The sequence below is a fragment of the Paenibacillus sp. J22FR83 genome (assembly GCF_059691955.1).
In genome coordinates this window covers 163,065-189,172 of record NZ_JCAUAM010000014.1, presented here as the reverse complement: position 1 = coordinate 189,172, position 26,108 = coordinate 163,065, and the positions used below count along the sequence as shown (strand labels likewise).

Here is a 26,108-nt window from a genome sequence, read left to right as displayed (position 1 = left end):
CACGGATAGGTTGGAGCAAGGAGGACTTTTTCGAAGGTGCGTGTGGTATGGTTTTATTTTTGCAGATTCGAGAATAATGTAGATAATTGGCAGTGATTCGGTTGTGGGAGGGGGTGTTGCTGTGCTGCCGGCATTTTTTATTGCACATGGCTCACCGAGTTTAGTGATGGAGTCCCATGCGTATACGGAGTTTTTGCAAAGACTTGCGATATCGCTGCCCAAGCCGAAAGCCATTGTTGTGTTCACAGCACATTGGGAGAGCCCCGTGCAGCAGATTAGCTCAGCAGTCGAGCCGGAGATGATGTACGATTTCTCAGGCTTCGCCGAGGAACTTTATGACATGAACTATCCAGCCAAAGGGGATCTTCTCCTAAGCCTCCATATTCAGCAGTTGTTCCAGCAAGAAGGCATACGCTGTGAGCTAAATGACAGGCGAGGCTTGGATCATGGCGTGTGGGCGCTGCTCTCAATTATGTATCCCCATGCACAGATCCCGGTTGTGACGCTTTCTGTTAACCCGCGGTTAACACCCGAGGAGCATTACCGAATCGGTGCCGCTCTGGGCACCTTGCGGGATGAGCAAGTGCTGTTGATTGGCAGTGGCGGAACGGTTCACAACCTAAGCAAGCTGGATGCAAACAATCCGGTGCCGCAGTTATGGGCCGTGGAGTTCGATGAGTGGCTAGCTGAGCAGCTAGAAACGTGGAACTTGGACGCGCTGATTCGCTACGACGAACGCGCGCCGCATGCGCGGGAGGCGGTGCCGACGCCGGAGCATTTTGCACCATTGCTCATCGCAATGGGCGCAGGCGATGCTTCACGGAACGCGAAGCTGCTGCATCATAGCTTTCAGATGGGCAGCCTGAGCTTATGCTGTTGGATGTTCGGCAGTCTACGTATACGTAAACAGGAGACTTAGGTCTTATGGTATTCAGGGTACGGTGCAAGACGCTGGAAGTGAGTGTAGTCCGATTTTCATTTCGGACTAATGGGGATAGATAGAGAAAGTAGGCAAATGAAGGACGGGGGACAGCTCAATCTAGAAACCGCCCCTTATGCTCCGGCTTCGGCAGCATGCAATGCTCGGTCTTGCCGAACCAGCGATAGCGATTGCGAGCAATGAAGCTGTATCCGAGGTTGCGGATCGGAGCTGGTATCACGATTGCCGCGTAGGCGAGTGGCCAGGCACCGCGCAAACGCCGCGCTATATGCAAAGCGGCGGAGCTGCGCGTATAGGTGCGGCCACCTTCGATCAGCACAATGGTGCTGAGCTGATCTAGCGGCAGCTTGTGCTCGGCAAGCAGTCGTTGCCCCGTCTCCGACTGGAGAGAAGCGAAGCGAAACACGCCCTTCGGGTCATTTTGCAAGATGAATTGCACCGCGCTGTTGCAGAGGAGGCAAACTCCGTCGAACAAAATGACAGCGTGCTGATCAATATGAGTTGACATGGTGGATGTCTCCTTTGGTTCCAACAGTTGTTGGAGGAAGCTACTCTAATTATACGACGTCCAGCTAATTGAGCAAATCGTAAAAGGATTGACGAAAAGTGGATGAGGTTGTATAGTTCTTATATACCCATGGGGGTATGCGTGGCAAGCGGGTAAAGTCATATATTATTGTAGTCTCTTTTTTTTGGTTTGTTATATACCCCATGGGGTATATAACGGCGTGTATGAATGAAACACTCACTAACGGAGGGAAGACGATGAATCAATTGCAAGGTATGGATGCCGCTCAACTAGCTCGTAGAGTACTGAATCAGGAACCTACTTTTATTCTGGATGTGCGGAACGAAACCGACTATGCAGACTGGAAAATCGAAGGTAGACAGCTGCAATCACTGAATGTGCCGTATTTTGACCTGATGGATGGTGTGGATGATATTCTCGATGCGATCCCGAGCGAACAAGAAGTCGTGGTCGTCTGTGCGAAAGAAGGATCATCCATTTTTGTAGCGGAGCAATTGTTCGCTGGGGGTAAGACTAACGTGTCGTACCTAATCGGTGGCATGAAGTCATGGAGCGAGCAGCTCATACCTGTCCGAATCGGAAACCTGAATGATGGCGGGGAGATCTACCAATTCGTTCGTATTGGCAAGGGTTGCCTGTCCTACATGATTCTTTCACAAGGAGAAGCCGTGGTGGTTGATGCGGTTCGGATGACGGATGTATTTGAACAATTTGCAAAGGACAAGAACGTAACGATTACGCATACCCTCGATACTCATCTCCATGCGGATCATATATCAGGTGGACGACAGCTGGCGGCGGCAACCCAAGGTACCTACTGGCTCCCAGCCAAGGATGCGACAGAGGTACAGTTTCCTTACCAAAACCTCGAAGAAGGCAACAACTTGATCGTTGGCCAAACGAAAATCAGTCTCCAGCCGATCTATTCGCCAGGTCATACCATCGGTAGCACATCACTCATCATTGATGGTCAGTACTTGTTGTCGGGGGATATTTTGTTCGTAAACTCCATTGGTCGGCCAGATCTAGCTGGTCAAGCAGAAGACTGGGTATCCGATCTAAGAACGACACTATACGAGCGTTATCCAGCGTTATCCCAAGATCTGCTCGTGCTTCCAGCACATTTTGGCAAGGTGACGGAGTTAGGTGAAGGTGGGCGAGTAAGCGCGAGACTAGGTGATTTATTTCAGAAGAATCCGGGGCTCCAACTCGAAGAGGAATCGGTATTCAAACGTGTAGTTACCGAGAATTTGCCACCGCAACCGCATGCGTATGAGGAGATCAGACAGACCAATATGGGCAAAATCCACCCAACGCAAGAAGAGCAACGAGAGATGGAGATTGGGCCGAATCGTTGTGCGGTTCATGAGGGCGGGTCAGATGCTCAGGAGAAGTACCCTTTTACCATTACCAATAGTGAAATTAAAGCCATGCTTACAGATGGGGAGAAACTTCATATTCTAGATGTCCGCGAGCCCGCAGAATTTGTAAGTGGTCATATTCCTGGGGCTATTTCAATGCCACTTGGCGACCTAGAGAGAACGTTGTCCCAACTCGATCCCAATCTCACGTATTATCTGGTTTGCCGAACAGGAAGTCGCAGCGATATGGCCTGTCATAGGTTAGCGGAGCAAGGCTTTGCCCACATCCATAACGTACTGCCTGGCATGTCGCAATGGACTTGGGATATCGAGAATAACTAAATGGAGGTCATTAACATGGTTAATTTAATTGTAGATGCGAAAGGGCTGGCATGTCCGATGCCGATTGTAAAGGCCAAAAAAGGAATGGACACGCTGGAGTCCGGACAAATCATGGAGCTATGGACGACGGATAAAGGGTCGATGAAAGATTTTCAAGCGTGGGTAGGCAAAACCAAACATGAGCTCTTGGAAGCGAAAGAAGAACAGGGTGTGTTTACGTTTATCGTGAGGAAAGGATGAGCAGAATGGCGGATAGGGACACCAAGGACAAAACAACGATTGTGCTCTTCAGCGGTGAACTGGACAAAGCGATTGCTGCTTTCATTATTGCTAATGGAGCGGCGGCTTATGATCACGAGGTTACGATTTTCTTTACCTTTTGGGGACTGAATACCTTGCGTAAAGATCAGAAAATAGCCGTTAAGAAAGGCTTCATCGAGCGAATGTTCGGTAAAATGATGCCACGTGGCGCAGATAAATTAGGCCTTTCCAAAATGAATTTCGGCGGCATGGGCCCGCAAATGATCAAGCATGTGATGAAAAAGCATAATGCGCTGTCGCTCCCTCAATTGATTGAGTTGGCTCAGGAGCAAGGCATCCGTTTAGTCGCGTGTACGATGACCATGGATTTGCTCGGGTTGCAGGAGGAAGAGCTGCTGGATGGGGTTGAACATGCGGGAGTTGCGGCTTATTTGGGCGATGCGACGGAAGCGAAGGTGAACTTGTTTATTTAGTTGGCGAGGCGGGCAATGATATCGCGACAGGTTTTCAGGTTGTTTTCATCTAGAACATAGGCAATAATATACCTATACAGGTATAGGAAAGGATGGCTGTCTATGCAATACGATGATGATGTGAAAAAAAGGCTAAAGCGCATGGAAGGCCAGATTCGTGGCATTTTACGGATGATGGAGGAAGAACAGGACTGTAAAGATGTCGTGAGTCAAATTTCAGCTGTTCGCAGTGCTGCGGATAAAGCGATTGCGACCATTGTGGCTGTCAACTTGGAGAACTGTATTAAAGAGGAACAGGAAGCGGGTAGAGACACTAGTAAAATTGTGAAGCAAGCTGTGGAATTGTTAGTTAAAAGCAGATAAAGATAAGCTTCAGAAAGGAGGAAACTTATGGATAGTAATATGATTTTCAATATCGTGGCACTTGGGTTTATCGTGTTTTTCTTCTATTCTCGGTTTGCCGGTGTCAAAGGGCTGCGTAATTTATCTTCCGATCAATTTCAGGAGGCCATGAGTAAGGACAAGCATTATCTCATCGATGTGCGCGAGCCGGGTGAAGTGAAGCAAGGCTATATTACAGGGGCGGTAAACATTCCATTGTCCACGATGAACCGAAGACTGGCCGAGATTCCGAAGGATCGTCCCCTCTATCTCTACTGCCGAAGTGGCATGAGGAGTAAGCAAGCTGCTCGAGTTCTTCGTAAGAATGGATGGAGCGAGTTGGCCCATCTGAAGGGCGGTATGATGGCGTGGAAGGGTAGTGTAACACAGCAAAGCAGTGATGGAGCGTAAAAGAATAGCGTAGGGCAAAGCTGTCAGCGATCAATTCGTTGGCGGCTTTTTTTTGTCAAAAAGATAAAATCGGATAACCAAGTATAAATCGTCTCATATCTTTGACCACTTCAGTCCACTTATAATTATCCATGTAATCCATCAATAAAGGGAAGTGAAATCATGGAAAGCGCTTTCGAGAGTCCAAATGAAATCAAGGAGGGGATGTATTTATGAGGAAGACCGTCGTATGGCTGTTACTTTGCACCATGTTGGTTGCATTGTTTCCAACGATGTCAACGCGTGTTCAGGCAGCAAGTGTTATTAATGTGGTTAATCCTGGGTTCGAAGAAACAACGATGAGTCAATCGAAACTGATACCGACGAATTGGACGACAGGGCTATGGAATAGAACGACGCCGGTGGATACGAGTGTAACGACAGCGGTTTATAACAACGGGGCAAAGTCACTCTCTATCTCTGCAACGGATGCGGGAGCGGCTGGTTGGGTATCCAAAGCGATTCCGATCGACAGCAGTCCGCAAACCATCAAAACCACCGTGAAAGTGAAGAAATCGGGGGATTACGCCGGCAATAACCCATGGGTATTCATTAGCTATGGTAATAGTGGTACTTTTCTAGGGATAAGCTCATCCAATATGACCACCGTAAGCAGCACGGAATGGACAGAGATCACGTTAACGGTCAACAGCAGTCAGTTCCCAGTGGGAACGAATATGCTCTGGTTGAACTTAGCGACATCGAAAGCAGGCACTGTCAGCAACGCCGGGACACTCTATTATGATGATGTCACGATGGAACTGCTGGATACGGTGGCGCCAACAGCTCCGACGAATCTTGCCATTACGAGCCAAACAGCGACGAGTGTTAATCTGGCATGGAATGCCTCAACGGATAATGTTGGCGTCCAAGGGTACGATGTCTACAATGGCACAACGCTGCTTGGATCTACGACAGGGTTATCCTATTCCGTAAGCGCTCTCAATTCCGGTGCTAGTTATACGTTTACTGTAAAAGCGAAGGATACGGCAGGCAATCTATCTGCGGCCAGTAATGCTGTAAGTTTGACCACGCCGAATGTAGTAAGCATCGCCAATCCTGGGTTTGAGATCACGACGCTAAGCGGAAACAAGCTTGTTCCTGTTAATTGGAATTCGGCCTTATGGTCGCGAACGACGCCGGTGGATACAGGGGTAACGACGATGGAGGCCAATAGCGGAACTAACGCCCTGTATATAAACGCAGTGGATGCGGGAGCCGCAGGTTGGGTATCCAAGACGATGACGATTGATAATAACATGCAAATCAAAGCGACGGTGAAGGTCAAGAAGTCCGCTGATTATGTCAGCAATGATGCGTGGGTTTTCTTCAGTTATGCGAAAAATGGATCTTTTCTTGGTACTATTGTTGCGCCAAGTGTGGCGCTGAGCAGTAGTGAATGGAAAGAGATTTCAGTGACTGTGAATACGGCTACCCTGCCGGCAGGCACGAATAACTTACAATTGAATCTAGCAACGCTGCGTGGCGGCAGTGCTAGCCAGCAAGGAACGCTGTTTTATGATGATGCTGCGATCGAATTAATTCCAGATACGGCAGCGCCAAGCGCACCGACGAATCTCCACGCCGTAGGTCAGACGGCAGGAAGTGTTGATTTGGCTTGGAATGCCTCGACCGATAATATCGGGGTGACGGGATACCATATTTATAAAGACACGGTGTTGGTGGGAACTGTGACAGGTTTAACCTTTACGGCAAGTGGCCTGATCGCAGCCAATAGTTATACGTTTACGGTGAAAGCCGTCGATGCGGCGGGGAATGTATCCCCAGCAAGCCAGGCTTTCGTGACGAACGATACTCAGCCACCGACAGCGCCAACTAACGTAACGGCATCCGACATTAAGATGAAGAGTGTCACGCTCACCTGGGACCCGTCAACCGACAATGGGGGCGTAACAGGCTACGAAATCAACGATGGTACGAAGCTAGTAGCAACCGTCACCGGGGTGACCTATACGGTTACAGGTCTCGAAGCCTATAGTGGTTATGCGTTTACGGTGAAAGCGAAAGATGGTTCGGGCAATCTTTCTCCTGCGAGCAATGTGGCCAATGTCATTACCTCGAGCTATTATGATGTAGCGAATCCTGGTTTTGAAGAGACGAAAACAAGTGGAACGAAACTTGTTCCTGTTAGTTGGAACTCTTCCTTATGGAGCGGAGCAAGCGGAGTCGATATGGGCACTACGACGGCAACGGTCAACAGCGGCACGAGCGCGGTATATATTAACGCGACAAGTATTGGAGCCGCAGGGTTTTCATCCAAAATCATCCCGATCGACAGCGGCATGCAAACCATTAAGATTTCGGTAAAAGCCAAGAAATCGGCTGATTACGCTGGGAATGGCGCGTGGGTGTTCATCAGCTACTTTAAGGATGGTGCATTCCTCAGCACGGCTGCGGCTAACACGCCAACCTTGAGCAGCACGGCGTGGACGGATATTTCATTTACGATAGATAATAGTATGTTTCCGGCAGGGACGAATCAAGTTCAGTTGAATGTAGCCACAACCAAGTCACCTAGTGGTACGAATGCAGGAACACTGTATTACGACGACGCCAGCATGCAGTCCGTGGAATATTTCCCGCTGAAGGCAGACGCCTTCGCAAATTGGTGGAAGGTCGGTCAAAATGTGGTATTCAAGGCGGTCGCAGATCAGTTGCCCCTTTCCGTGCAAACGTTGACAGGGACTGTTTATGATACGGATAGTCAGGTTGTTGGGCAAGCAACGGTAGATCGAGCAACATTGCTAACAACGGGTTGGAGCTGGACACCTAGTCACGAAGGGTACTACGAAATCGCTTTTGACTATACGAAACAAGGGGTTGCGGGCACTCTTCCTCTTCAACAATCGTACCGCATCTTGTCTAGCCCGAAACGAACGGCAGCAGAATTTGTACGCAATCGAACATCTGTAGCAGTTGTAGAAAGTCAATCCATAAGTAAAGCGGATCGCAATCCGCTGTTCGGATTTAGTAATGGTTTTGGTGATTTAAGAGCGATAGAACTAGCAGATTTGGTTGGCTTTGACTTTGCGAGAATTCATACCATCCCATGGGGAGGACAATTCGGCGATACGAGCATGGCCATTGAACCGAGTCGTGGTGTGTTTAACTGGGCAGGACTTGATGAGCATGTCAATACATTGCAAAGCGTTGGCATGGACATCATCGGCAACATTGTGTTTACACCGCAGTGGGCGTCTTCGCACCCAGAGGATACAAACGTTTATATCGGCGTACCTGGTTATGCGGCTTATGCCCCAGCCGATATGAATGATTTTGCTAATTTCCTGAGTGCGCTTGTCGCGCGATATGGCGATCGGATTACCAAATGGGAAGTATGGAATGAACCTCATTTGAAAGGCGGAAGTATTTTCTGGCAAGACACACCAGAGAAGTTCGTGGAGTTACTGCGTACCGGTTATGAGACGATTAAAAGTGTTCAGCCAAATTCCGAGATTTGGATCGGAGGCATGGGCGGTCATAGATATTTGCCTTTCTATAATGAATTGCTGCGTCTTGGCGCAACCAATTATTTTGATAAGTTAGCGCTTCATGGGAAGCTACCGGATCCCAAAGAGTACCAAGCCTATGATCAAAGGTACAATGTACCTTCGAAGCCGTGGGTGTCTTCCGAGAGCCATGCAGGGCTCGTCAATGCTTCGGAAACAACATCTATCCAATCAGAGCCCGTAATTGCAAGAAAGATGCTGTACGACTATATGTACCAGATGAAGAATGGGGTCGAACAAATCGCCTATTTTGACATGATTAATAATACGGAAATCGAAGCCATACCATTCGCTAATAAAGAAGGCTGGTTTACGGAATCTTCTGGATTATTCCGCAAGAAGCCACAGCTTGAGCCGAGATTAGGATCCGTGGTCATGCATCGATTTATCGAGACATTGGGGAATGATATCGTCTACAAAGGCGAGTATTCGCTAAGTGGAAATCAGAAAGCTGTCTATTTCGAAAGTGAAGGATCACCGATTCTCGTCGTATGGTCCGAGGATGCGAATGCGGGTACCATCGCACCAGCACTTGCTAGTGCTTTTACAAGCAACACCGTCGTTCGCGATTGGATCGGCGGTACAGAGGCAGCAGCTCCTACGCTGCAAGTGAAACCGAACAAAATGTATTACATCAGCAACGTGAACGCCTCTTATCTTGCTGGATTGACTTCGACGCAAGATGTCCTATTGTCTGACTATGAAAAAGCCGTACAAAACACCAATGTTCCCACCGCAGTTGGCAGTAAGAGCAATTTGTTTGACCGTACCACAGGTGCGTTGAGCACGGATATCCATTGGATTAACGACAATTGGGAATTCAAGAGCTTGACTTCCGAACAACCCACAGGGTTTGCAGCTCGTGCAGCAGTGGGGGCGGCCAGTGATGGACTCGATCTCGTCATAGAGGTAACGGATGCCACTTTCGTACCAAACGAGTCCAAGGGTAATTATTATATCGGCGACAGTATTCAATTTGGCCTTGATACATCAGGCGTCGGCATGGTTGGCGCACAAGTGGAATTCCAAGCCGCATTGACGGCTAGCGGTCCTGTCCTCTACAAGGGGACTGCGCCTTATATTGGCGGAGACTTGCCATCCAACTGGACGCCTGCCGGTCAGTTCGTTCAGAACGGAAGCATGCTTGTCGACAGTTCCCAAAGCGGTAAGAAAATCTATAAGGTTCATCTTGCTTGGTCAGAGCTATATCCCTACATGCTAGATACGACGAAACCAATCTTTGTCTCGCTGCTTGTCAATAATAACAATGGCAACGGTCGGCTTGGATATTTGGAGTGGGCCAGTGGGATTGGCGGTACGAAAAACGTAAGTCAATACGGTAAAATTCTACTGCAGGATCCAGCCCCAGAGGTAGATCCTGATGCGGTAAGCGTTCAATTTAAAGACAGCAACGGAAATGCCATCAGTGGTGGAGTCGTATCCTACTATGACGGGGGTTGGAAAGAATTCGGCGTTACGAATGCTTCTGGAACCGTCAGCAAGTCGTTGCCAGATAAAGCGTATACGTTCGCTATGACCTACGAAGGCACGTATACGGAGAAAGCCCAAAACACAGGTACAGATCCCGTGGTGGCCTTCCAAACCGTTAACGTGAAGCTACAGTTAAAGGATAGTCTGGGCAATCCACTTACTAGTGGGGCAGCGAGTTATTACGCAGGGAGTTGGCGGAGCTTCGGGAATATAGCAGGCGGGGAAGTTCGCAAGGAATTACTGCCTGGCTCTTATACCTTTGCGATGACCTATGAAGGAACTTATAGGGAGAGTGTGCAGAATATAGGAACGGACCCTGTTGTTAACTTCCAGACGGTCAATGTGAACGTGCAGTTGAAGGATAGTCTGGGGAATCCGCTTAGCAGTGGTTCAGCGAGCTATTATGCAGGGAGTTGGCGGACCTTCGGGAATATAGCAGGCGGGGAAGTTCGCAAGGAATTGCTGCCAGGTTCGTATACGTTCGCGATGACTTACGAAGGAACGTATAAGGAGAGAGCGCAAAATATAGGAACTGACCCTGTGGTTAACTTCCAGACGGTCAATGTGAACGTACAGTTGGAGGATAGTCTGGGCAATCCGCTGGATGGCGGTTCCGCTAGTTATTATGCAGGGAGTTGGCGGACCTTCGGTAGTACGGTTGGCGGTGAAATTCATAAGGAATTACTGCCTGGCGTCTATACGTTCGGAATGTCCTATGGTGGTGTGTACAAGGAAACAGTAGCGAACACCTCATCCAACTTAGCTGTAAATTTTCAAATGTAACAAAGGGAAACTGGACCACGCCGAGGCGTAGGTTCAGTTTTTTGTTTGGTGGTTAATTTTAGATATAGACGGACTCGAGTGATTCTGCTAGCTTCTATTTCCTAACGGTCTAGCATATACTTCTCAGAGATCGATAGTCCACGAGAAGAAGAGGTGCAGCCCCTTTGATAACATTGCCGTTAATCCATAAAAGAACGCTTCGCACATGGCTCATACTTGGATGCTCTGTCCTGACCCTTGCAGGTTGCAGTGATGGGACTTCTGTGATATCTACAACCACTCCGGAATCCGTCCCTGTGACGGCTACGATGAGCCCAACGCCTGCAACGCAGCCTACGCCAACGGTGGAAGCGCAGCTCCCTTTCAAATTTCCGTTAACTGGTTTGCCAGCCGATTACGAGGTGAAGACCCGTCCCTATATGGTCATGGTCGAAAATGCGCCGCAAGCCCGGCCCCAAACCGGCCTCGATCAGGCCGACATCGTCTATGAAATCCTAGCCGAGGGCGAGATTACTAGATTCGTTTCGGTGTTCCAGAGCCAAGCTGCTGAAGCGATTGGTCCTGTGCGCAGCATTCGGCCTTATTTTGTGGAGATTGGCGATGCGCTGGATGCGATTATTGTACATGCTGGCTGGAGCCAGGATGCGATGGATATGATGGCAGGCCGCAATCTGGCCCATCTCGATGAAGTCTATGGCGATGGCGCCTACTATTGGCGCTCCACGGATCGGAAGCCACCGCACAATCTCTATACCTCTGTGGCTAAAATGAAAAAGGGTGCCGACGCGCGCAAGTTCCGCACCGAATGGAATGGGCCTTTGCTCACATTCGCTAAGGCCGGTGAAGCAAAACTCACGGGTGCAGCCGTTCATTATATTCAAATCCCATACCTCATGGGGTATTTCGCTTCGTATGAGTATGATGCTGTTGGGGGCGTGTACAAGCGCTCTATGGAAGGGAAGCCTCATCTCGATAAGGAGAGCGGCAAGCAGTTGCAGACCAAGAATCTGCTTGTCTTGGAGAGTAAGCATCAGATCATTGACAAAGAAGGGCGCCGTATTGTGGATGTGTTCGGGCCGAACAAGGGCGTGATCTTCCAAGAGGGAGTGTCCCAAGCGATCACGTGGGAACGCAAGAACGGCATGCTGCGCGCCTATGCCAGCGATGGCAAGGAAGTGCCGCTGCTGCCGGGCAACACGTGGGTGCAGATCGTACCGGAGGGGACGAAGCTGAAGCTGGAGTAGTCCTCTTTGATCATGTTTTACAATCCGTTTACATTCCCTTAATCACAGGCAAACACTGAGATCCTATGATTACTAGTCATAGGAGGGATAAGAATGAAGCTATTTCAACGTAAAATTTCGATACCCGCTTATTTCATCATCATTGTGCTGGTGTTCGGCCTACTTGGCGTTTATTCGGTGTGGGGGCAAGAAGATGTGGTGAAAGGCACAGTGGCAGGGAATGCCGCTAAAGCTGCAGAAGTTGGTGAAGTTGATCCATTCATGAATGGCGTTAAGAAAGTAGTCTGGTGGCACTCCATGAGCGGTGAGAACGGTCAAGTGGTGGACAGGCTCGTCACCAACTTCAATGCTGCACATAAGGATATTAAGGTGGAGGCTGTCTTTCAGGGCTCCTACTTCGATAGTTTAACCAAGTTGAAAGCGTCCATTGGTTCCAATTTGGGGCCAACCATGATGCAGGTGTACGATATCGGCACGCGATATATGATCGATTCTAAGGCGATCACGCCGATTCAGACCTTCGTAGATCAGGACAAGTATGATGTATCGCAAATGGATGAAGCCATACTTAATTATTATCGGGTGGCTGATACGCTGTATTCGATGCCTTTTAACACGTCTAACCCTATTCTGTACTACAACAGGGATCTGTTCAAAGCGGCAGGATTAAACCCCGATCAACCGCCAGTACGCTATACAGACCTTGCCCAAGTGGCGAAAAAGGTAACAAGTGACGGTGTGTCCGGCGCTTACTTCGGCACGCACAGTTGGTACATGGAACAGCTTATTGCTAATCAAGGCGCTGAACTGGTCAACGCGGGCAATGGGCGTGATGGTGTAGCAACAGAGTGGCAATTGAATGGAGAAGCGGGCGTCAAGGCGCTTACTTGGTGGAAGGGCTTAATTGACAGCAAGTCGGCCATTTACTCCGTGGGTAAGAGCGATGAATCCAAGAAAATGTTCGCCGAAGGGAAAGTCGCCATGATTTTCGATACAACGGCTGGACTGCGAGATATCCTTGATTCCGTTAATGGGAAGTTCGAAGTCGGAACGGGCTTCTTCCCCAAGCCAGTCGAGGGTGTTGGCGGTGTGGTAGTAGGCGGGGCAAGCAACTGGATCCTCAACAGCAAATCCAAGGAGGAGCAGCAGGCGGCATGGGCATTCATGAAGTATTTGTCCGAGCCTGAGCAGCAAGCGTTCTTCCATGTCAACACAGGCTACTTCCCCATTACAGAGAAGGCCTATGAGCTGCCGATCGTGCAAGACAATATGAAGCAGTTCCCACAGTTCAAGACAGCCATTGAGCAGCATAACGCCGCCAAGCACAATCAAGCCACACAGGGGGGGGTTCTGGGGGTCTATCCAGAAGCGAGAAAGCTGACGGAGAACGCCATCGGCCAGGCGCTGAGCGGGCAGAAAACGCCGCAGGAAGCCCTCGATGCAGCAACTGCAGAAATTAACGCCAAGATCGATGCGTATAATAAGACGTTGAAATGAAGCGCAGAGGCAAATAGATGGATTTTGTACAGTTGTTTTCGGGGATTATGGGTGCAGATGCTCAATAGATGGAAAAAGTACAGTTAATTTCATACAGTTAACCTATTAGAACGAAAAAGGGTTAATTTAGCTACATGTTTTCCAGTTCATACAAATGTGTCCGAATCCCCGTTAGATAGAGGTTTTGGCGGTTACAGAGAATGTAATAAGGCGGCTATAATTCCTCATTGTAAGAGGATCTATAGCCGCCTTTCTCATGCCCTTTTATCCAACAAATGTGTTCGACGGTACTCGCCAGGCGAAGAGCCTGTGCGGTTCTTGAACATGCGATTGAACGAAGAGATGTTGCGGTAGCCGACTTGAAGACCGATGTCTTGGATGTTGGAGTCGGTCTGGATCAGCAGTTCTTGCGCGTAAACTACGCGTCGATCATGCAAATGTTCCATGAAGTTGGCACCGGTTTTCTCTTTGATATACGTAGAGAGGTAGGAACTGGTTAGTGTTAGTTGATCAGCGAGAATATCGAGTGAAAGATCGTCAGCATACTGATCCTTAATGACGTTAAGCACATGATCGATGATGGGATCATGGGTCTCTTTCTTCTCACGGATGAGGTGAGTGACGATACGGAAATAAGTTTCAAAGCTGCGTTTATACTCGTCCAACGAGCAGCATTCCTCTAATTGAAGCAGGATGGACCTCAGCTGCAAGGTATCGTCAGGTTGTACTTTGTAATGGTCGAGGACCATTTTGGCCTTATCGGTCACAGCAAGAACCATGTGCTTAAATGTATCCACAGAGGCTTCCTTCTGGTCTAACTCGTCTAGCCATGGAAGGAAGAGGTCCAGCGTTTCTTGTTCTTTGCCCGATTTCAGCGCTGTGGTCAATTCTTGCTCCTGAGTGAGGGTCAGGAAGTACGTAGCTCGATCCGAGCGATACTCAACGACAATTTGCGACTCTTCCAGTAAGCGGGCTTGCGCAGCTAATTCGTTCACCTGTCGGTAGGCGTGACCAAACTGCAAGGAATGCTCGAAGGCGGAACTAATAGCAGCAGTAACTAGGCAGTATTGACGGTCTTCATCTAGGACACTCTTCAATTCTTCGAGCATCCCAAGGATGCGTTCACGCTCGTTGCCAGGGAACACCGTTAGAAACTGATGATGTTCCATTTGCAACGTATGGGAATCCCGAAAACGCTCCTCGGTCCAGCGTTTGAGCTGCTCGCCGATCGTTTGTGAGATGTGTTCTCTGCTCATCGGGACTTGGGTGAAAGCGGGTGAGCGGAAACGCAGCTCGTAGAGCACGATGGTGTAAGTTCCCTCGGTGCCTTGAATATGCCGCCATTCATCGGGGTCAGGATGGATGTTCTTCAGTCTGTTCATATAATGATAGTTTATTAACTCCGATTGTTGATCGTGCAGCTCCTGCTGAATCTCGCCTTTTTCTTGGATCAGTTGTCGGACTGGTTGATGGATTCGTTTGCTGAAAAAGAGCGAGACGATGAAGGCGATGGCAATCGAAACGCCTAACAGAATCATCATGAGATTATCGATCCGTAGGATGCGAGATGTGAATTCAGCACTCGTCATCTTCATGACGTAACGCAACCCGTCTTCATCTTGGTACTCTATAGCGACCGGCTCCTGGAGCTGATTTAAATTTTTACTCGTCGCATAAATAACCGTTTCATTCGGTCCCACGATCGTAATGTCCAGATCCGGATATTCCTTCAGAATCGCATCACGCAAGCGATCACCGTCAATCATAGCAATCATCATGTTGTCGGCCAGCGCAGGCTTAATGGAATAAGGAATTAACATTCTTCCTGTTGACTCACCTGCTGGGGAGGGGCTGCCAAATACAGTCGCTGGATGAAGCACATAATTGTCACTGCGATCAAACTGCGATTGCCAGTAAGTGAGTGGGTATAAGGAGCTTCGGTAGATGCTGCTGAATAGATCCAGCGTGGTGCCAGGACCGAGCTTGCTCAGCGCCAGATTCGTGGATCTGAACATAAGAATCATATTATCCACATATAGCTCGGAATCGCTTGCGATGCTCTGGATGTTCAGCACAATAGGACGGGTAGAGAGGGACTCGGTATCCTTTTTTAAAATGACTTGATTGTTAAGGGTAATGACCGACTTCTCGGTAAATTGCTTATACAGGGCTTCACGCACTTTATCTAATTGAAATTGATAACGCTCAGCCACCTTCTGCAGGGTAAGACGATTCTGTGCCATCATCTCGCTGCGGAGGTGGTTTTTGACGAGCCAAAAAATCAAGAGATTAAAGGAACAGAAGATAAGAATCAAGATCATAAAGCTAGCTAGGATGTTTCGAAATAGGGATCTCTGTAGGGAGAAAAGTTTCATAAGTCGCAGGCTCCTTCTGATTGTTCCGCTGCCTTGCTTCCGGCGAGTTATATACCTTAATTGTAGATGAAATCTGGCGTGAAGGGTATGGGCTTTTTATTGGAAGCTGGGCGCTTTTATGTATTTTCCGCTTTATAAAAGCTTAAAAGAAGAATCGTAACAATCGCTCAGGAACACAAATCATGTGTATAGGCAAGCCGTGGGGAGCTGGATATGATGAGCATGTATCAACGAAGCCGAAGGAAAGGAGACATCAGTCACGTTTCGAAATGCGTATATGCAAATGAATGATGAGGGGAATAGGCATGTGTTGAACATTAGAAAAAGCATCTTCGCGTTAACGATAATGGTTATCGTATTCCTGACCGCAGCAAGTTCAGCAGGAGCTCATTTCTCATCGAGTGGTTATTCGGATATTCAAATAGGTTCCAATACGATGACGTACCATCTCTCTCTTTTGGAACATGATCTTCTTCAAATCTTCCCCGATAAGGCGGATAGGGGTGACAAAATCAGTGATCAGCAACTGGCCAGCTCCTTGGGGACGATCGGCAAGCTGGTCGATGATGGGATCATCGTGACCGGCGATGGCAAGGTGGGAACAGGTGTCATTGTTGGGGCCAAGCATGAGAAGCGGGCCAGTATGGACATGATCGGCATCGATATCCGCTATACATTTGATTCCCCCGTGAAACGGTATCTCATGCAGTACAATTTCTTCTGGTACAGCGGAGTTGATCCGAATCACAGCAATTATGCGACCATTCAGGTCGGCGGGCAGACCATCGAGCAGGTGCTGGGCAGCCAGAATTATATTGTACAGATTCAAGGACCAGGAGTGGCAGCCGGGAACCCGGCCCAAGCAGCACTTACAGCAACGGCGGCAAACCCCGTCAACGATACCTCGTCCATGGCTACTGGTTCATGGCACAGCACGCTTCGCACTTATATTCTCATGGGGATGGAGCATATCTGGTCAGGGCTTGATCACATGTTGTTTGTATTCGGACTACTGCTTGCAGCCGAGCAGCGGGTGTGGAAAATCGTGAAGCTGATTACGGCGTTCACAGTGGGACATTGCATAACCCTTGTATTGTCATCCTTGGAGATCGCGTATCTCTCACCGACAATCGTCGAGCCCTTGATTGCGCTTAGCATTCTAAATGTAGCCGTAGAAAACATTTGGAAGAAGAAAGAGAGTGCACGCGTCGCCGTCACGGTGTTGTTTGGCCTGGTACACGGCTTCGGGTTCGCAGAGGTGCTGCGAGGAACACTGTCTGGTCATATGGCGCTGCCCTTGTTCTCTTTCAATTTAGGCGTGGAAATAGGACAACTTGTTGTGGTAGGGATTCTGATTCCTCTACTCATATGGATACGCCGCGTACCACTGAAGATCAATTGGAAAATGTATGCCTCGGGCATCGTTGGCGTATTCGGGCTGTACTGGTTCATTGAACGCATTCTTACCCAATAGATAGCAGTAGAAAGTTTGCACCATTTTATAAAGAGAGGGCGTTACGATGTTGGTTAAAAAGAGTTTGAAACAATTGATTTCTGGAGTCACCGTAGCTGGCATGATGTTCAGTATGTTGGCGCCTATGGCTAGTGCAGTTGATACGGATGTACAAGTGACGGCTGTAGACTATTCGAAGGTACCGAAACTATTGATAACGGAGCTTGCGCCGGATACCGCCAATGTGGCTGGGGTCTCTACCGATGCTTATGAGTTTATTGAGGTCTATAACAATACGAATAAAGAGATTGATTTCCAAGACTATAACTTAGTTTATCGCAATGGGGGCACGGATACGGTTTGGCCAGGGATGCATGATGCAACAACGCCCTATACCACGATGAAAATCCCTGCGCAATCCACCATTACCTTATGGGTAACGAATGCGGCTAATGGCAGTTTATCTGTGACCGATTTCAATGCGAACTTCCATACAAATCTAGAAGAATATGTGAATCTCTATCGTGTGGATGGCGGCGGGGGCATGGCCAATACGAGTCCAAGAGCCCTTCTCATTAAAGAGAAATCCGGCAGTGATATCGCGATCGCAAGCTATCAAACAAGCGCCGTAAACGGGGTTTCCAAACCGGATAAAGGTATTGTCTATCGCTATCCATCCGACGGTACAAAGAATATGGTCATGAGTTCTGTAGGGGAATTTGCTGCAACACCAGGTGTTGTGGATCCCACTCAGGTACCGCCTGTACCGCTGAACTTCTCGGAGCCGCCGGTCGTCAGCCATACACCAGTTACAGGAGCAGATCAGAAGAACGATCTTATTTTGCAAGCGCAGATTACGAATGCAGAGCAGAACGAAACAGTTTCCGCAGCGGTTTATTATCAAATGGGGGCACAGACGACCTATGATTCGGTCCCTATGACGGTCACAAGCAGTAACCAGTATCAAGCTGCTATTCCGAAAAGCAAGTTAACGGAGAGCCAACTGACGTATTATGTTCAGGCGGATGATGGTTTTAATACGGTGAGATCGAACGTGTACCATGTGGATGTGGCACTCGATGATTTTGACTATACGAAGGTACCTTCACTTCTAGTAACAGAGGTTGTCCCTGATTCTACGAATGTAGGCTCATCAGATGGTTATGAGTTTATTGAGGTGTACAATAATTCAGATCAAGCGATTAATTTCAAAGACTATCAATTGATCTACCGTTATACCGATACCGGACCGGACGCAGATGTCATTTGGCCTGCTGACAAGGAAGACATGGTCATCCCGTCCAAGGGAACGTTGGTCTTCTGGGTAATCAACGCGGGGAACGAGAATGCGACTGAGGCGGACTTCAATGCAAATTACAATTCCCACGTGATTGAAGGCACGAATATGGTGCGTATTCATAATGATGGTATGGCTAATGGGTCTAATCGAGGCATTTTGGTTACTACGAATACAGGTATCGAAGTATCGTCCGCTTATTATGTAACTGGCGATGCTAAGCCGAATAAAGGGATCTTCTATAAGTATCCACAAGACGGCGGCACAACGATGGTGAAATACAGTGCTGGGGTTGTAGCTGCAACACCGGGAGTCGTGGATTCGGTTCAATCGCCCGATAAGACGATCATTGTGAAACCAGATACGGGCAAGCCGGTCATAACCGATGTGACCAAAGTGACTAGCGTTGCGCAAGCGAACGATCTTGAAATGATCAGCGATGTCAAAGACGACACATCAGTCAAGACAGTAGCACTCTACTATAAAACAGAAAAGCAATCGACGTTCAGCAGAAAGTATTTGAAAGAGAGCTTCGCAGATACGTTATACCATTACACCATCTTCTCACCAGAACTCATTGGTAATGCGTATGTAGATTACTACTTCGTTTCTTCCGATGGTCAAAATGAGACGACATCCGCCACCAAGCGGATTGCCATAACGGGTGGTTCAGATCATTCGGCGCTGCGCCTCAATTTCAAGGATGGTGACATTGTTGCTGGCTCCAAGGTGATTAAAGGGACAGGCGAAGGACTGAGCGCAGATGACCTGAAGCTTGCGATTGATGGGAACGAGCTGACAACTTCTACCTTCCATGCGGTTGAGCATAATGCCTACTTTGCTTTTGAAGTGACAGGCGTGAATTATTATTTCAAAAATGCCGTTACCCAAGGGCAAGATATTCTCTATACGTTCCAAGATACAGTGAATAGCTACACAACGTTGTCAACGCCGATTCAAGCGGACCGCCTGAAGGAAGGCAGCAATCTGTTCTCGATTAGAGCAGGTTCGAAAGCATCGCCTTTTGATGATCGACCAGCAGAGAATAAAGATAATTTCGATGTGAAGAATGTACGTCTCGTATTCGACGATGGTACGGTCATTTATGATCCCAAGTATAATAATCCAGCCAAAGTAATTAAAATGGGGGATTCTTCGGGTAAACCGCCAGTTGTCGACTTCGATTTCGTTATTCCAGCAGGGCTGTTGGCTTCTAAGGCTTATGTGTGGAATACACCAACGATGAATGATGGCGACCATCAGATTACGGTAAGCAATACAGGTGGGGTTTCCGTTACCTCGCATATCATTGTGGATAACTCTGCTCCAACCATTCAACCTTCCATTGAAGAGGGTAAAATGTACCGCGGTCCCTTCACGCTAGATGCGGTCGTAATCGATCCGCTTGCTGGTGTGGACAAGGTTGAGGCAACGCTTGACGAGCAGCCGATCACATTGCCGCTAGCAACGTCATCCGCACAGCTGCAAGGCGGTAAGCATGTACTTAGCCTGAAAGCGACGGATAAGGTCGGCAACGTCTCCGAACAGAAGATCAATTTCGAGGTACCGAATGAAATTCCAAATCTGCCTGTGTTAGTAGCGCCAACGCAAGGTGCGGCGGGCATGAGCAGCGATACGACATTAGCGGTGCAAGTAGCCGATCCGATGAATGATGATTTGAACGTATCTTTCTATGGTGGTTTCAAATATGATGCGAGCACTCCTGGGCAGTTCACAGGATACCGCAACGCCTCCGATACCGAGCCTCCGAAGCAGGAGAAGCCGGATGGCGAGAAGCCTTTTGCCCCAGAGGATTATGAGAAAGTAAGCAAACTGGATGGGAATTACCTGATTGATGATTCCGATGAGCAGTTCCCGTATCAACGTTTCGAGGTTTCTCTAGATCCAGCTATTGTAAGTTCCGATAAAGTGGAAATTAACTGGAAAGGAAAATCGCTCGAAGGCCGCAAGGTTTCCTTGTATGCTTGGAGTCCAAGCGCGCAGTCCTGGAGTCCGCTGAAGACGGTAATTGCGGGTACAGAGGATTTCGAGTTGAAGGCTGTGGTAACAGCTGGAGAGTATGCGAACAAGGGCAAGATTCAGGTGATGGTGCAGGATCAGATTGCCGTGGTTCAGAATAATCTCCCGGTAGAGTCGTCCGACTATGATTTCTCCTTTGTATGGATGTCCGATACCCAGTATTATTCCAAGAGCTACCCGCATATCTACCAGCAAATCGTGAAGTGGATCGCGGATCACAAAGAAGATAATAAGATCAAATATGTCATCCACACGGGGGATATCGTAGATAATGCGGATCAAGAGTACCAATGGATTGAAGCGGATAAAGACATGAAAGTCTTGGAAGATGCGAAGATTCCTTATGGGGTATTAGCGGGTAACCATGACGTAGGTCATCAAGACAATGATTATAGCTACTATACGAAATGGTTTGGGGAAGATCGTTTCAAGGATCAGCCAACATATGGCGAATCCTACGATAACAATCGGGGACATTATGATCTCGTTTCCTCGAATGGTAACGATTTTATCGTGATTTACATGGGTTGGGGTTATGGAGATAAGGAAATTGATTGGATTAATGAAGTTCTGAAACAATTCCCGAACCGGAAGGCAATTCTGAATTTCCACGAATTCATGCTCGTTTCCAATAACCGCGCGCCGATGGCGGAGAAAGTGTTCGAACGCGTCATCAAACCGAATAAGAACGTGATTGCTGCGCTTTCCGGTCACTATCATGATGCGCAGTTGAAAGTCGACGCGATTGATGATAACGGGGATTCAATACCGGATCGTAATGTCTATCAAATGCTGGCAGACTACCAAGGCGCTCCAGAGGGTGGACTGGGTTATATTCGACTCATGCAGTTCGATATGGCACATGGCAAAATCAACATGAAAACTTATTCACCGTATTTAGACGACTACAATTTCTATGATCCGACCGAACATCCGGGTAAAGATGAGTTCTCCATTGACTTGAATCTGCAACCCGTAACCAAACGAGTGGCTACCGACTACATCGGGGTCAACGTGTATACAGATAAGAAGATCGGAAGAGTTCCTAGTGTGAAAAGCGGACAGGAAGCATCTGTCGTGTGGCGCGGCCTTGCGCAGAATACGAGTTATCAATGGTATGCGGTTGCCGAAGATGTGTACGGCGGCAGAGCACAGTCAGATATCTGGAAATTCACGACCAAACCGGGAGACATCGATTCTGGCGATAGCGGAAGTGGCGGCAGTGGAGGTGGAGGCACAGGCGCTCCGGCGAATAGCACAGAAACGACCATTCCGACGAATGGCGGAACAGCGACCTTGGGTGGCGTGCAGCTAGTGATTCCGAATGGCGCTGTTACGAGCACAATCAAAGTGACTGTGAATAAACTACCAGACGCATCCACCTTACCGATCGACACAGCATCCAAGCTAGTCAGCGATGTGTATGAGATCAAGAAAGATGCAGATGGAGATTTCAGCAAAGCGATTCAAGTTACCTTGCCTTTTGATATATCCAAAGTCGATCTAAATCAATCATCAGTTAGTCTGTATTGGTTTAATGAAATAACGCGCAAGTGGGTGCAACTAGAGAACATTGTGGTGGATAAGGTGAAAGGCACTGTGACGGGATCCGTTACGCACTTTACGAAATTTGCCGTTATTGCTAGTCCCAAAGAGGATAGTAAGCCAGTTGAAAACCCTGGATCAGATGGAGCTAATCTCACGGATATTAAAGGACACTGGGCAGAGGCTAACATCCGCGAATTGATTGGTCAGGGAGCGATCAATGGCTATCCAGATGGTACTTTTAAACCGGAAGGCCGTATTACAAGAGCCGAATTCGTCTCTATCGTTGTCAAATTCTTAAAGCTAGCCGATCAGAGCGGTAAAGCGGCGTTCGGCGATACGACCAACCATTGGGCGAAGAATGCCATTGCCACAGCGGCAGCTAGTGGCATCATCTCAGGCTACACCGATACGACTTTTGGTCCGGATGATACGATTACCCGAGAGCAAATGGCTGTCATAATTGTACGTGCCGCACATATGAATGATAAAGGCGCAGAGGGCATGGCATTCACCGATAGCTCATCTATTTCGGAGTGGGCACAGTCGGCAGTGGCTGTCTTGACTTCGAAAGGGCTATTGAATGGTTACCAAGATGGCACCTTGAAACCACAAGGGATATCATCGCGTGCGGAAGCTTCAGCAATTATTCTAAGATCATTGAAAAAATAGCAACATGTGAAGAGGCTCCTCCGTCTATGAAGACGGGGAGCCTTTTACGAATGTGCTGGGTTGGATCAAATGAGATGAGGCTATCTGCGTTTGCGTCTAGCCGTGCCAGAGGTGGAGCGGCCTTTGCGCCTTTTGCCTGAGCCGGATTTCTTACGGCGTTTGCGTTTCGGACGGAAGACTTCCTCTACATCTCCAGAGGCGACCTTTCCTTTGCCGACGGAGCCAAGGAGTGTCTTCACCATCGGTGCCATTTGCTGAAATGTCGACATGAACTTCTGAACTTTGCCCATCGTGCCGATGATGCCGTCAATACCGCCCATCCGCTCAACGAAGCCGGAGATTTGCTTAATATTCAAGCCGCTAAGCGGGTTCGAAGAACCGCCAGCACCACCGCCGCCGCCAAGGAGATTGCTTAGGAAGTTGCCACCGCCGCCACCACCACCGGCATTTCCTCCGCCACCGCCAAATAAACCACCGCCTGCATTACCGCCACCGCCGCCGCCAAAGAAGCCGCCACCGGTATTGCCGCCTGCAGGAGGGCCGCCGAAGAAGCCACCGCCACCTTCAAAGCCGCCACCACCACCGAAGGGATTGCCACCGCCTAAGCCGGGGTACTGACCGAAGCCTTCACCTGGAAGGGTTAAGCTCCTTGTTTCTACTTCAGGACGAATTCCGCCATTACCAATAATTTGTTGTCTTGGGTTGGTCACTAGGATTCACGATCCTTTTTATCAGATTTGTCTCCTACAGGATATGTCACTTGCCTACCTTTGGTATGGACGAATGTCACGGGTCTTGGGGATTTGTTGCTATTTAGCCAATTAACGCATAGAAATTTTAACGTTCTGCAATCCTAAAGGAAGGAATTACCCAGGACGTGTCGAATGATACACAGGAGCTTAGAGAACCATGAAGCCAACATGCTTTTTGACCGGGAGTTGACAGCAGATGCAATTAAAAAAATTAAATGATAAAGCCATAGACCAGCTTTTCGAAGCTGTACTAACATTGAAGGATATTGAAGAGTGTTACGTCTTTTTTGACGACTTGTGTACCGTGAACGAAATTCAGTCGCTTTCGCAGCGCCTTGAGGTGGCTCGCATGCTGCGCAAAGGATGCACGTATAACCAGATCGAAGCGGAAACAGGAGCTTCCACGGCAACCATTTCGCGGGTCAAAAGGTGCCTGAATTACGGGAACGATGGTTATGTGTTGACGTTGGATCGTTTGAATCGTTAAATGATGATGGGCTTAAATCCTGTATTACCTCGTGTAATGCGGGGTTTTTCTCTGTCAAGAGGAGTAAGCTTATTCCTATGGAATGCAGTGAGCATACTGTGGTATACTGATTTCAAGAAATGCGCACAATGCAAAGAGAGCCGTGCAGCTAACACGACTCTCCCCGCAACAGCCGCTTTTAAGGGCGGTAGGCCTTAGAATGGTTGAAACGATCAGAAATAGACCGCTACCTTTGACCAGGGCGGTCTATTTCTTATTTCTGAACGACAGCAGAGCTACGATAAGTAGTCCAAACGTGAGCATATCTATTGTGGAGCGACTATAATCGAAAGTGCGAAATAGTACAGTTTTTTCATGATTTAGCAGACCTCAAATTGACATAGATGACCACTTTCGTTAGCATAGGAAGATAGGCTTAGTTCGTACGGGTGGGGGAAGTTGGAATGAGTAAATATGGAGTGCTAGTCATTAGCCACGGATCCCGTGATGAGGGTTGGGTGCAGCTGGTGGAGGATGCCGTGAATGCGGTTCGGATGCCGGATGCGATGCCCATTTATGCGTCCTATTTGGAACTTGTTGAAGGCAAATTGATACAAGATGGCATCTACAGTTTAGAGGCGCAAGGCGTGACCGATATCATCGTCGTTCCGCTGTTCGTGTCCTCTGGGAGTACACATATTGACGAGATTAGTTACGCGTTAGGGGTTATTGCCGAGCCAGTGCTCGAAACCGACATGGAGTTCTTAGATATCCACGCGCGCATTCACTTCACGTCGCCGATTGATGATCATCCCGATATTGCAGACATTCTTTATGGCAAAATCCAAGAGCTATCCGTGTCGCCCCAGGAAGAGATTCTACTATTGGTGGGGCATGGGAGTAAGGAAGAGGGCTTCCACCAGAAGTGGCGCCAAGGACTTACGCAACTCGCGGAGCGGGTGAAGGTGTTAGGCGGCTTCGCCGAGGCGGATATTGCGATGCTTTTGCCGGATCAGCTAGCAGAGAAGATGGCCTGGTGGGCCCGTGAGAAGCCAGCGTATACGGTGATTATTGCTCCGCTTTTTCTAAGTGAAGGGTATTTTACACAGAAAGTGATTCCTTCCAGATTGGAAGGGTTAACCTATAAGTATCATGGACGGGCTTTGTTGCCGAGTCCGCAAATTGCCAAATGGATGGAGGGGCAGATTGCCTCCGTATTCCCATACGATGAACAGGGGATGAAATAAAGTGGTCAAACGAGCACGATTGATCTATAATCCGACTTCAGGCCGGGAAGAAATGAAGAAAAGATTGCCCGAAATCCTCCAGCGCTTAGAGCGCGGCGGGTTCGAAACATCCGCTCACGCGACCATCGGTGAAGGAGATGCGACACTCGCAGCGACCGAAGCTGTGCGACGCGGGTTCGATCTCATCATCGCGGCCGGCGGCGATGGCACAATCTGCGAAGTCGTCAACGGTATGGCCGAGAGAGAAGGCAGACCGCCGCTGGGCATTTTGCCGCTGGGGACGACGAACGATTTTGCGCGTGCGCTCGGTATCCCCAAGAACTTGGAGTATGCCTGCGACCTGATTATTCAGCAGTATACAACCTCGATTGATGTAGGCAAAATCAACAACCGCTACTTCATCAACATCGCTGGGGGCGGCTCGATGACCGAGCTGACGTATGAAGTCCCGAGCAAGCTCAAAACCATGATCGGCCAGTTGGCCTATTATATGAAGGGACTCGAGAAGCTGCCTAGGCTGAAGCCCATCGAGCTCTATATCAAAGCCGGCGACCGCGAGATGCATGAAGAAGTCATGCTGTTCCTCGTAGGCAACACCAACTCCGTTGGCGGGTTCGAGAAGTTGGCTCCGGAAGCCAACATTAATGATGGTATGTTCGATGTTATTATTTTGAAAAAGTGCAACCTCGCAGAATTCATCCGCATCGTCACACTCGCGCTGCGCGGCGAGCATTTGAATGATCCGAACCTGATCTATTTTCAGACGAATCATATTGAAATTAACTCTCCGGACTACGTTCAGTTAAACCTCGACGGTGAGTTCGGCGGGACGTTGCCATGTGTGATGACGAATTTACAGAGCCATCTGCAGGTGATCGTGGATGAGTCGGGCCAGTCGATTTATAAAAAGAAATTTCTTGAGGCTTTGACCACGCCGTTTCATTTGAAGGGGCATGGAAATGGGCATGATGAGGAGTAG

General features: G+C 48.6%; 17 protein-coding genes and 1 pseudogene. 15 read left to right on the top strand and 3 right to left on the bottom strand.

Features of this window, described 5'->3' with window-relative positions; translation table 11 throughout:
* Window positions 1-121 precede the first annotated feature (121 nt).
* Window positions 122-919: a DODA-type extradiol aromatic ring-opening family dioxygenase gene (locus AC58PV_RS24730; RefSeq protein ID WP_497435222.1), complete on the top strand. Its 798-nt coding sequence runs from the start codon at window positions 122-124 to the stop codon at window positions 917-919.
* A 115-nt stretch (window positions 920-1,034) separates the two neighbouring features.
* Here AC58PV_RS24730 and AC58PV_RS24725 read toward each other — a convergent pair whose 3' ends face one another.
* Entirely contained in the window at window positions 1,035-1,448 is a 414-nt protein-coding gene (locus AC58PV_RS24725) for a thiol-disulfide oxidoreductase DCC family protein (protein ID WP_497435221.1), read from the bottom strand.
* 257 nt (window positions 1,449-1,705) lie between these two features.
* On the opposite strand from AC58PV_RS24725, the pseudogene AC58PV_RS24720 reads away from it, so the two are divergent.
* The 9 genes and pseudogenes from AC58PV_RS24720 to AC58PV_RS24680 all read left to right on the top strand — a co-directional run.
* Window positions 1,706-2,833 (top strand): annotated as a pseudogene (locus AC58PV_RS24720) (MBL fold metallo-hydrolase); the annotation flags it as partial.
* A complete protein-coding gene (locus tag AC58PV_RS24715; RefSeq protein WP_497435284.1) occupies window positions 2,810-3,172 on the top strand; it encodes a rhodanese-like domain-containing protein in 363 nt (120 codons plus the stop codon). The pseudogene AC58PV_RS24720 and the gene AC58PV_RS24715, both read left to right, overlap by 24 nt.
* Before the next feature lie 15 nt (window positions 3,173-3,187).
* Window positions 3,188-3,412: a sulfurtransferase TusA family protein gene (locus AC58PV_RS24710; protein ID WP_497435219.1), complete on the top strand. Its 225-nt coding sequence runs from the start codon at window positions 3,188-3,190 to the stop codon at window positions 3,410-3,412.
* 5 nt (window positions 3,413-3,417) lie between these two features.
* Window positions 3,418-3,906: a DsrE/DsrF/DrsH-like family protein gene (locus AC58PV_RS24705; RefSeq protein ID WP_497435218.1), complete on the top strand. Its 489-nt coding sequence runs from the start codon at window positions 3,418-3,420 to the stop codon at window positions 3,904-3,906.
* A gap of 102 nt (window positions 3,907-4,008) precedes the next feature.
* Window positions 4,009-4,269, top strand: coding sequence for a metal-sensitive transcriptional regulator (locus AC58PV_RS24700; RefSeq protein WP_173119021.1), 261 nt, complete (start codon window positions 4,009-4,011; stop codon window positions 4,267-4,269).
* A 27-nt stretch (window positions 4,270-4,296) separates the two neighbouring features.
* Complete coding sequence (locus AC58PV_RS24695) at window positions 4,297-4,698, top strand: rhodanese-like domain-containing protein (protein ID WP_497435217.1); 402 nt, start codon at window positions 4,297-4,299, stop codon at window positions 4,696-4,698.
* Window positions 4,699-4,910: 212 nt separating this feature from the next.
* Window positions 4,911-10,541 carry a fibronectin type III domain-containing protein gene (locus AC58PV_RS24690; RefSeq protein ID WP_497435215.1) on the top strand — a complete coding sequence of 1,877 codons (5,631 nt, stop codon included), beginning with the start codon at window positions 4,911-4,913 and terminating at the stop codon, window positions 10,539-10,541.
* Between the two features lie 164 nt (window positions 10,542-10,705).
* Complete coding sequence (locus tag AC58PV_RS24685) at window positions 10,706-11,785, top strand: DUF3048 domain-containing protein (protein WP_497435214.1); 1,080 nt, start codon at window positions 10,706-10,708, stop codon at window positions 11,783-11,785.
* A 93-nt stretch (window positions 11,786-11,878) separates the two neighbouring features.
* Window positions 11,879-13,282: an ABC transporter substrate-binding protein gene (locus AC58PV_RS24680; protein WP_497435213.1), complete on the top strand. Its 1,404-nt coding sequence runs from the start codon at window positions 11,879-11,881 to the stop codon at window positions 13,280-13,282.
* Window positions 13,283-13,536: 254 nt separating this feature from the next.
* On the opposite strand, the gene AC58PV_RS24675 is transcribed toward AC58PV_RS24680, so the two are convergent.
* The gene (locus AC58PV_RS24675) at window positions 13,537-15,657 is read right to left on the bottom strand and encodes a helix-turn-helix transcriptional regulator (RefSeq protein WP_497435211.1); all 2,121 of its coding nucleotides are present in this window, start codon (window positions 15,655-15,657) and stop codon (window positions 13,537-13,539) included.
* A 307-nt stretch (window positions 15,658-15,964) separates the two neighbouring features.
* On the opposite strand from AC58PV_RS24675, the gene AC58PV_RS24670 reads away from it, so the two are divergent.
* Both AC58PV_RS24670 and AC58PV_RS24665 read left to right on the top strand, forming a co-directional pair.
* Window positions 15,965-17,131 (top strand): HupE/UreJ family protein, encoded by a 1,167-nt coding sequence (locus tag AC58PV_RS24670; protein ID WP_497435210.1) that lies wholly within the window; start codon window positions 15,965-15,967, stop codon window positions 17,129-17,131.
* Window positions 17,132-17,177: 46 nt separating this feature from the next.
* Window positions 17,178-22,664 carry an S-layer homology domain-containing protein gene (locus tag AC58PV_RS24665; RefSeq protein ID WP_497435209.1) on the top strand — a complete coding sequence of 1,829 codons (5,487 nt, stop codon included), beginning with the start codon at window positions 17,178-17,180 and terminating at the stop codon, window positions 22,662-22,664.
* A gap of 80 nt (window positions 22,665-22,744) precedes the next feature.
* Here AC58PV_RS24665 and AC58PV_RS24660 read toward each other — a convergent pair whose 3' ends face one another.
* Window positions 22,745-23,374, bottom strand: a complete 630-nt coding sequence (locus AC58PV_RS24660; RefSeq protein ID WP_497435207.1) for an aminotransferase — start codon at window positions 23,372-23,374, stop codon at window positions 22,745-22,747.
* A gap of 238 nt (window positions 23,375-23,612) precedes the next feature.
* Between AC58PV_RS24660 and AC58PV_RS24655 the strand changes: the two genes are divergently transcribed.
* The 3 genes from AC58PV_RS24655 (at window position 23,613) to AC58PV_RS24645 (ending at window position 26,108) form a co-directional block, all read left to right on the top strand.
* A complete protein-coding gene (locus tag AC58PV_RS24655; protein ID WP_056612830.1) occupies window positions 23,613-23,903 on the top strand; it encodes a YerC/YecD family TrpR-related protein in 291 nt (96 codons plus the stop codon).
* A 443-nt stretch (window positions 23,904-24,346) separates the two neighbouring features.
* Window positions 24,347-25,129: a sirohydrochlorin chelatase gene (locus AC58PV_RS24650; RefSeq protein WP_497435206.1), complete on the top strand. Its 783-nt coding sequence runs from the start codon at window positions 24,347-24,349 to the stop codon at window positions 25,127-25,129.
* A 52-nt stretch (window positions 25,130-25,181) separates the two neighbouring features.
* On the top strand, window positions 25,182-26,108 hold the full coding sequence (locus AC58PV_RS24645; RefSeq protein WP_497435282.1) for a diacylglycerol kinase: 927 nt from the start codon (window positions 25,182-25,184) through the stop codon (window positions 26,106-26,108).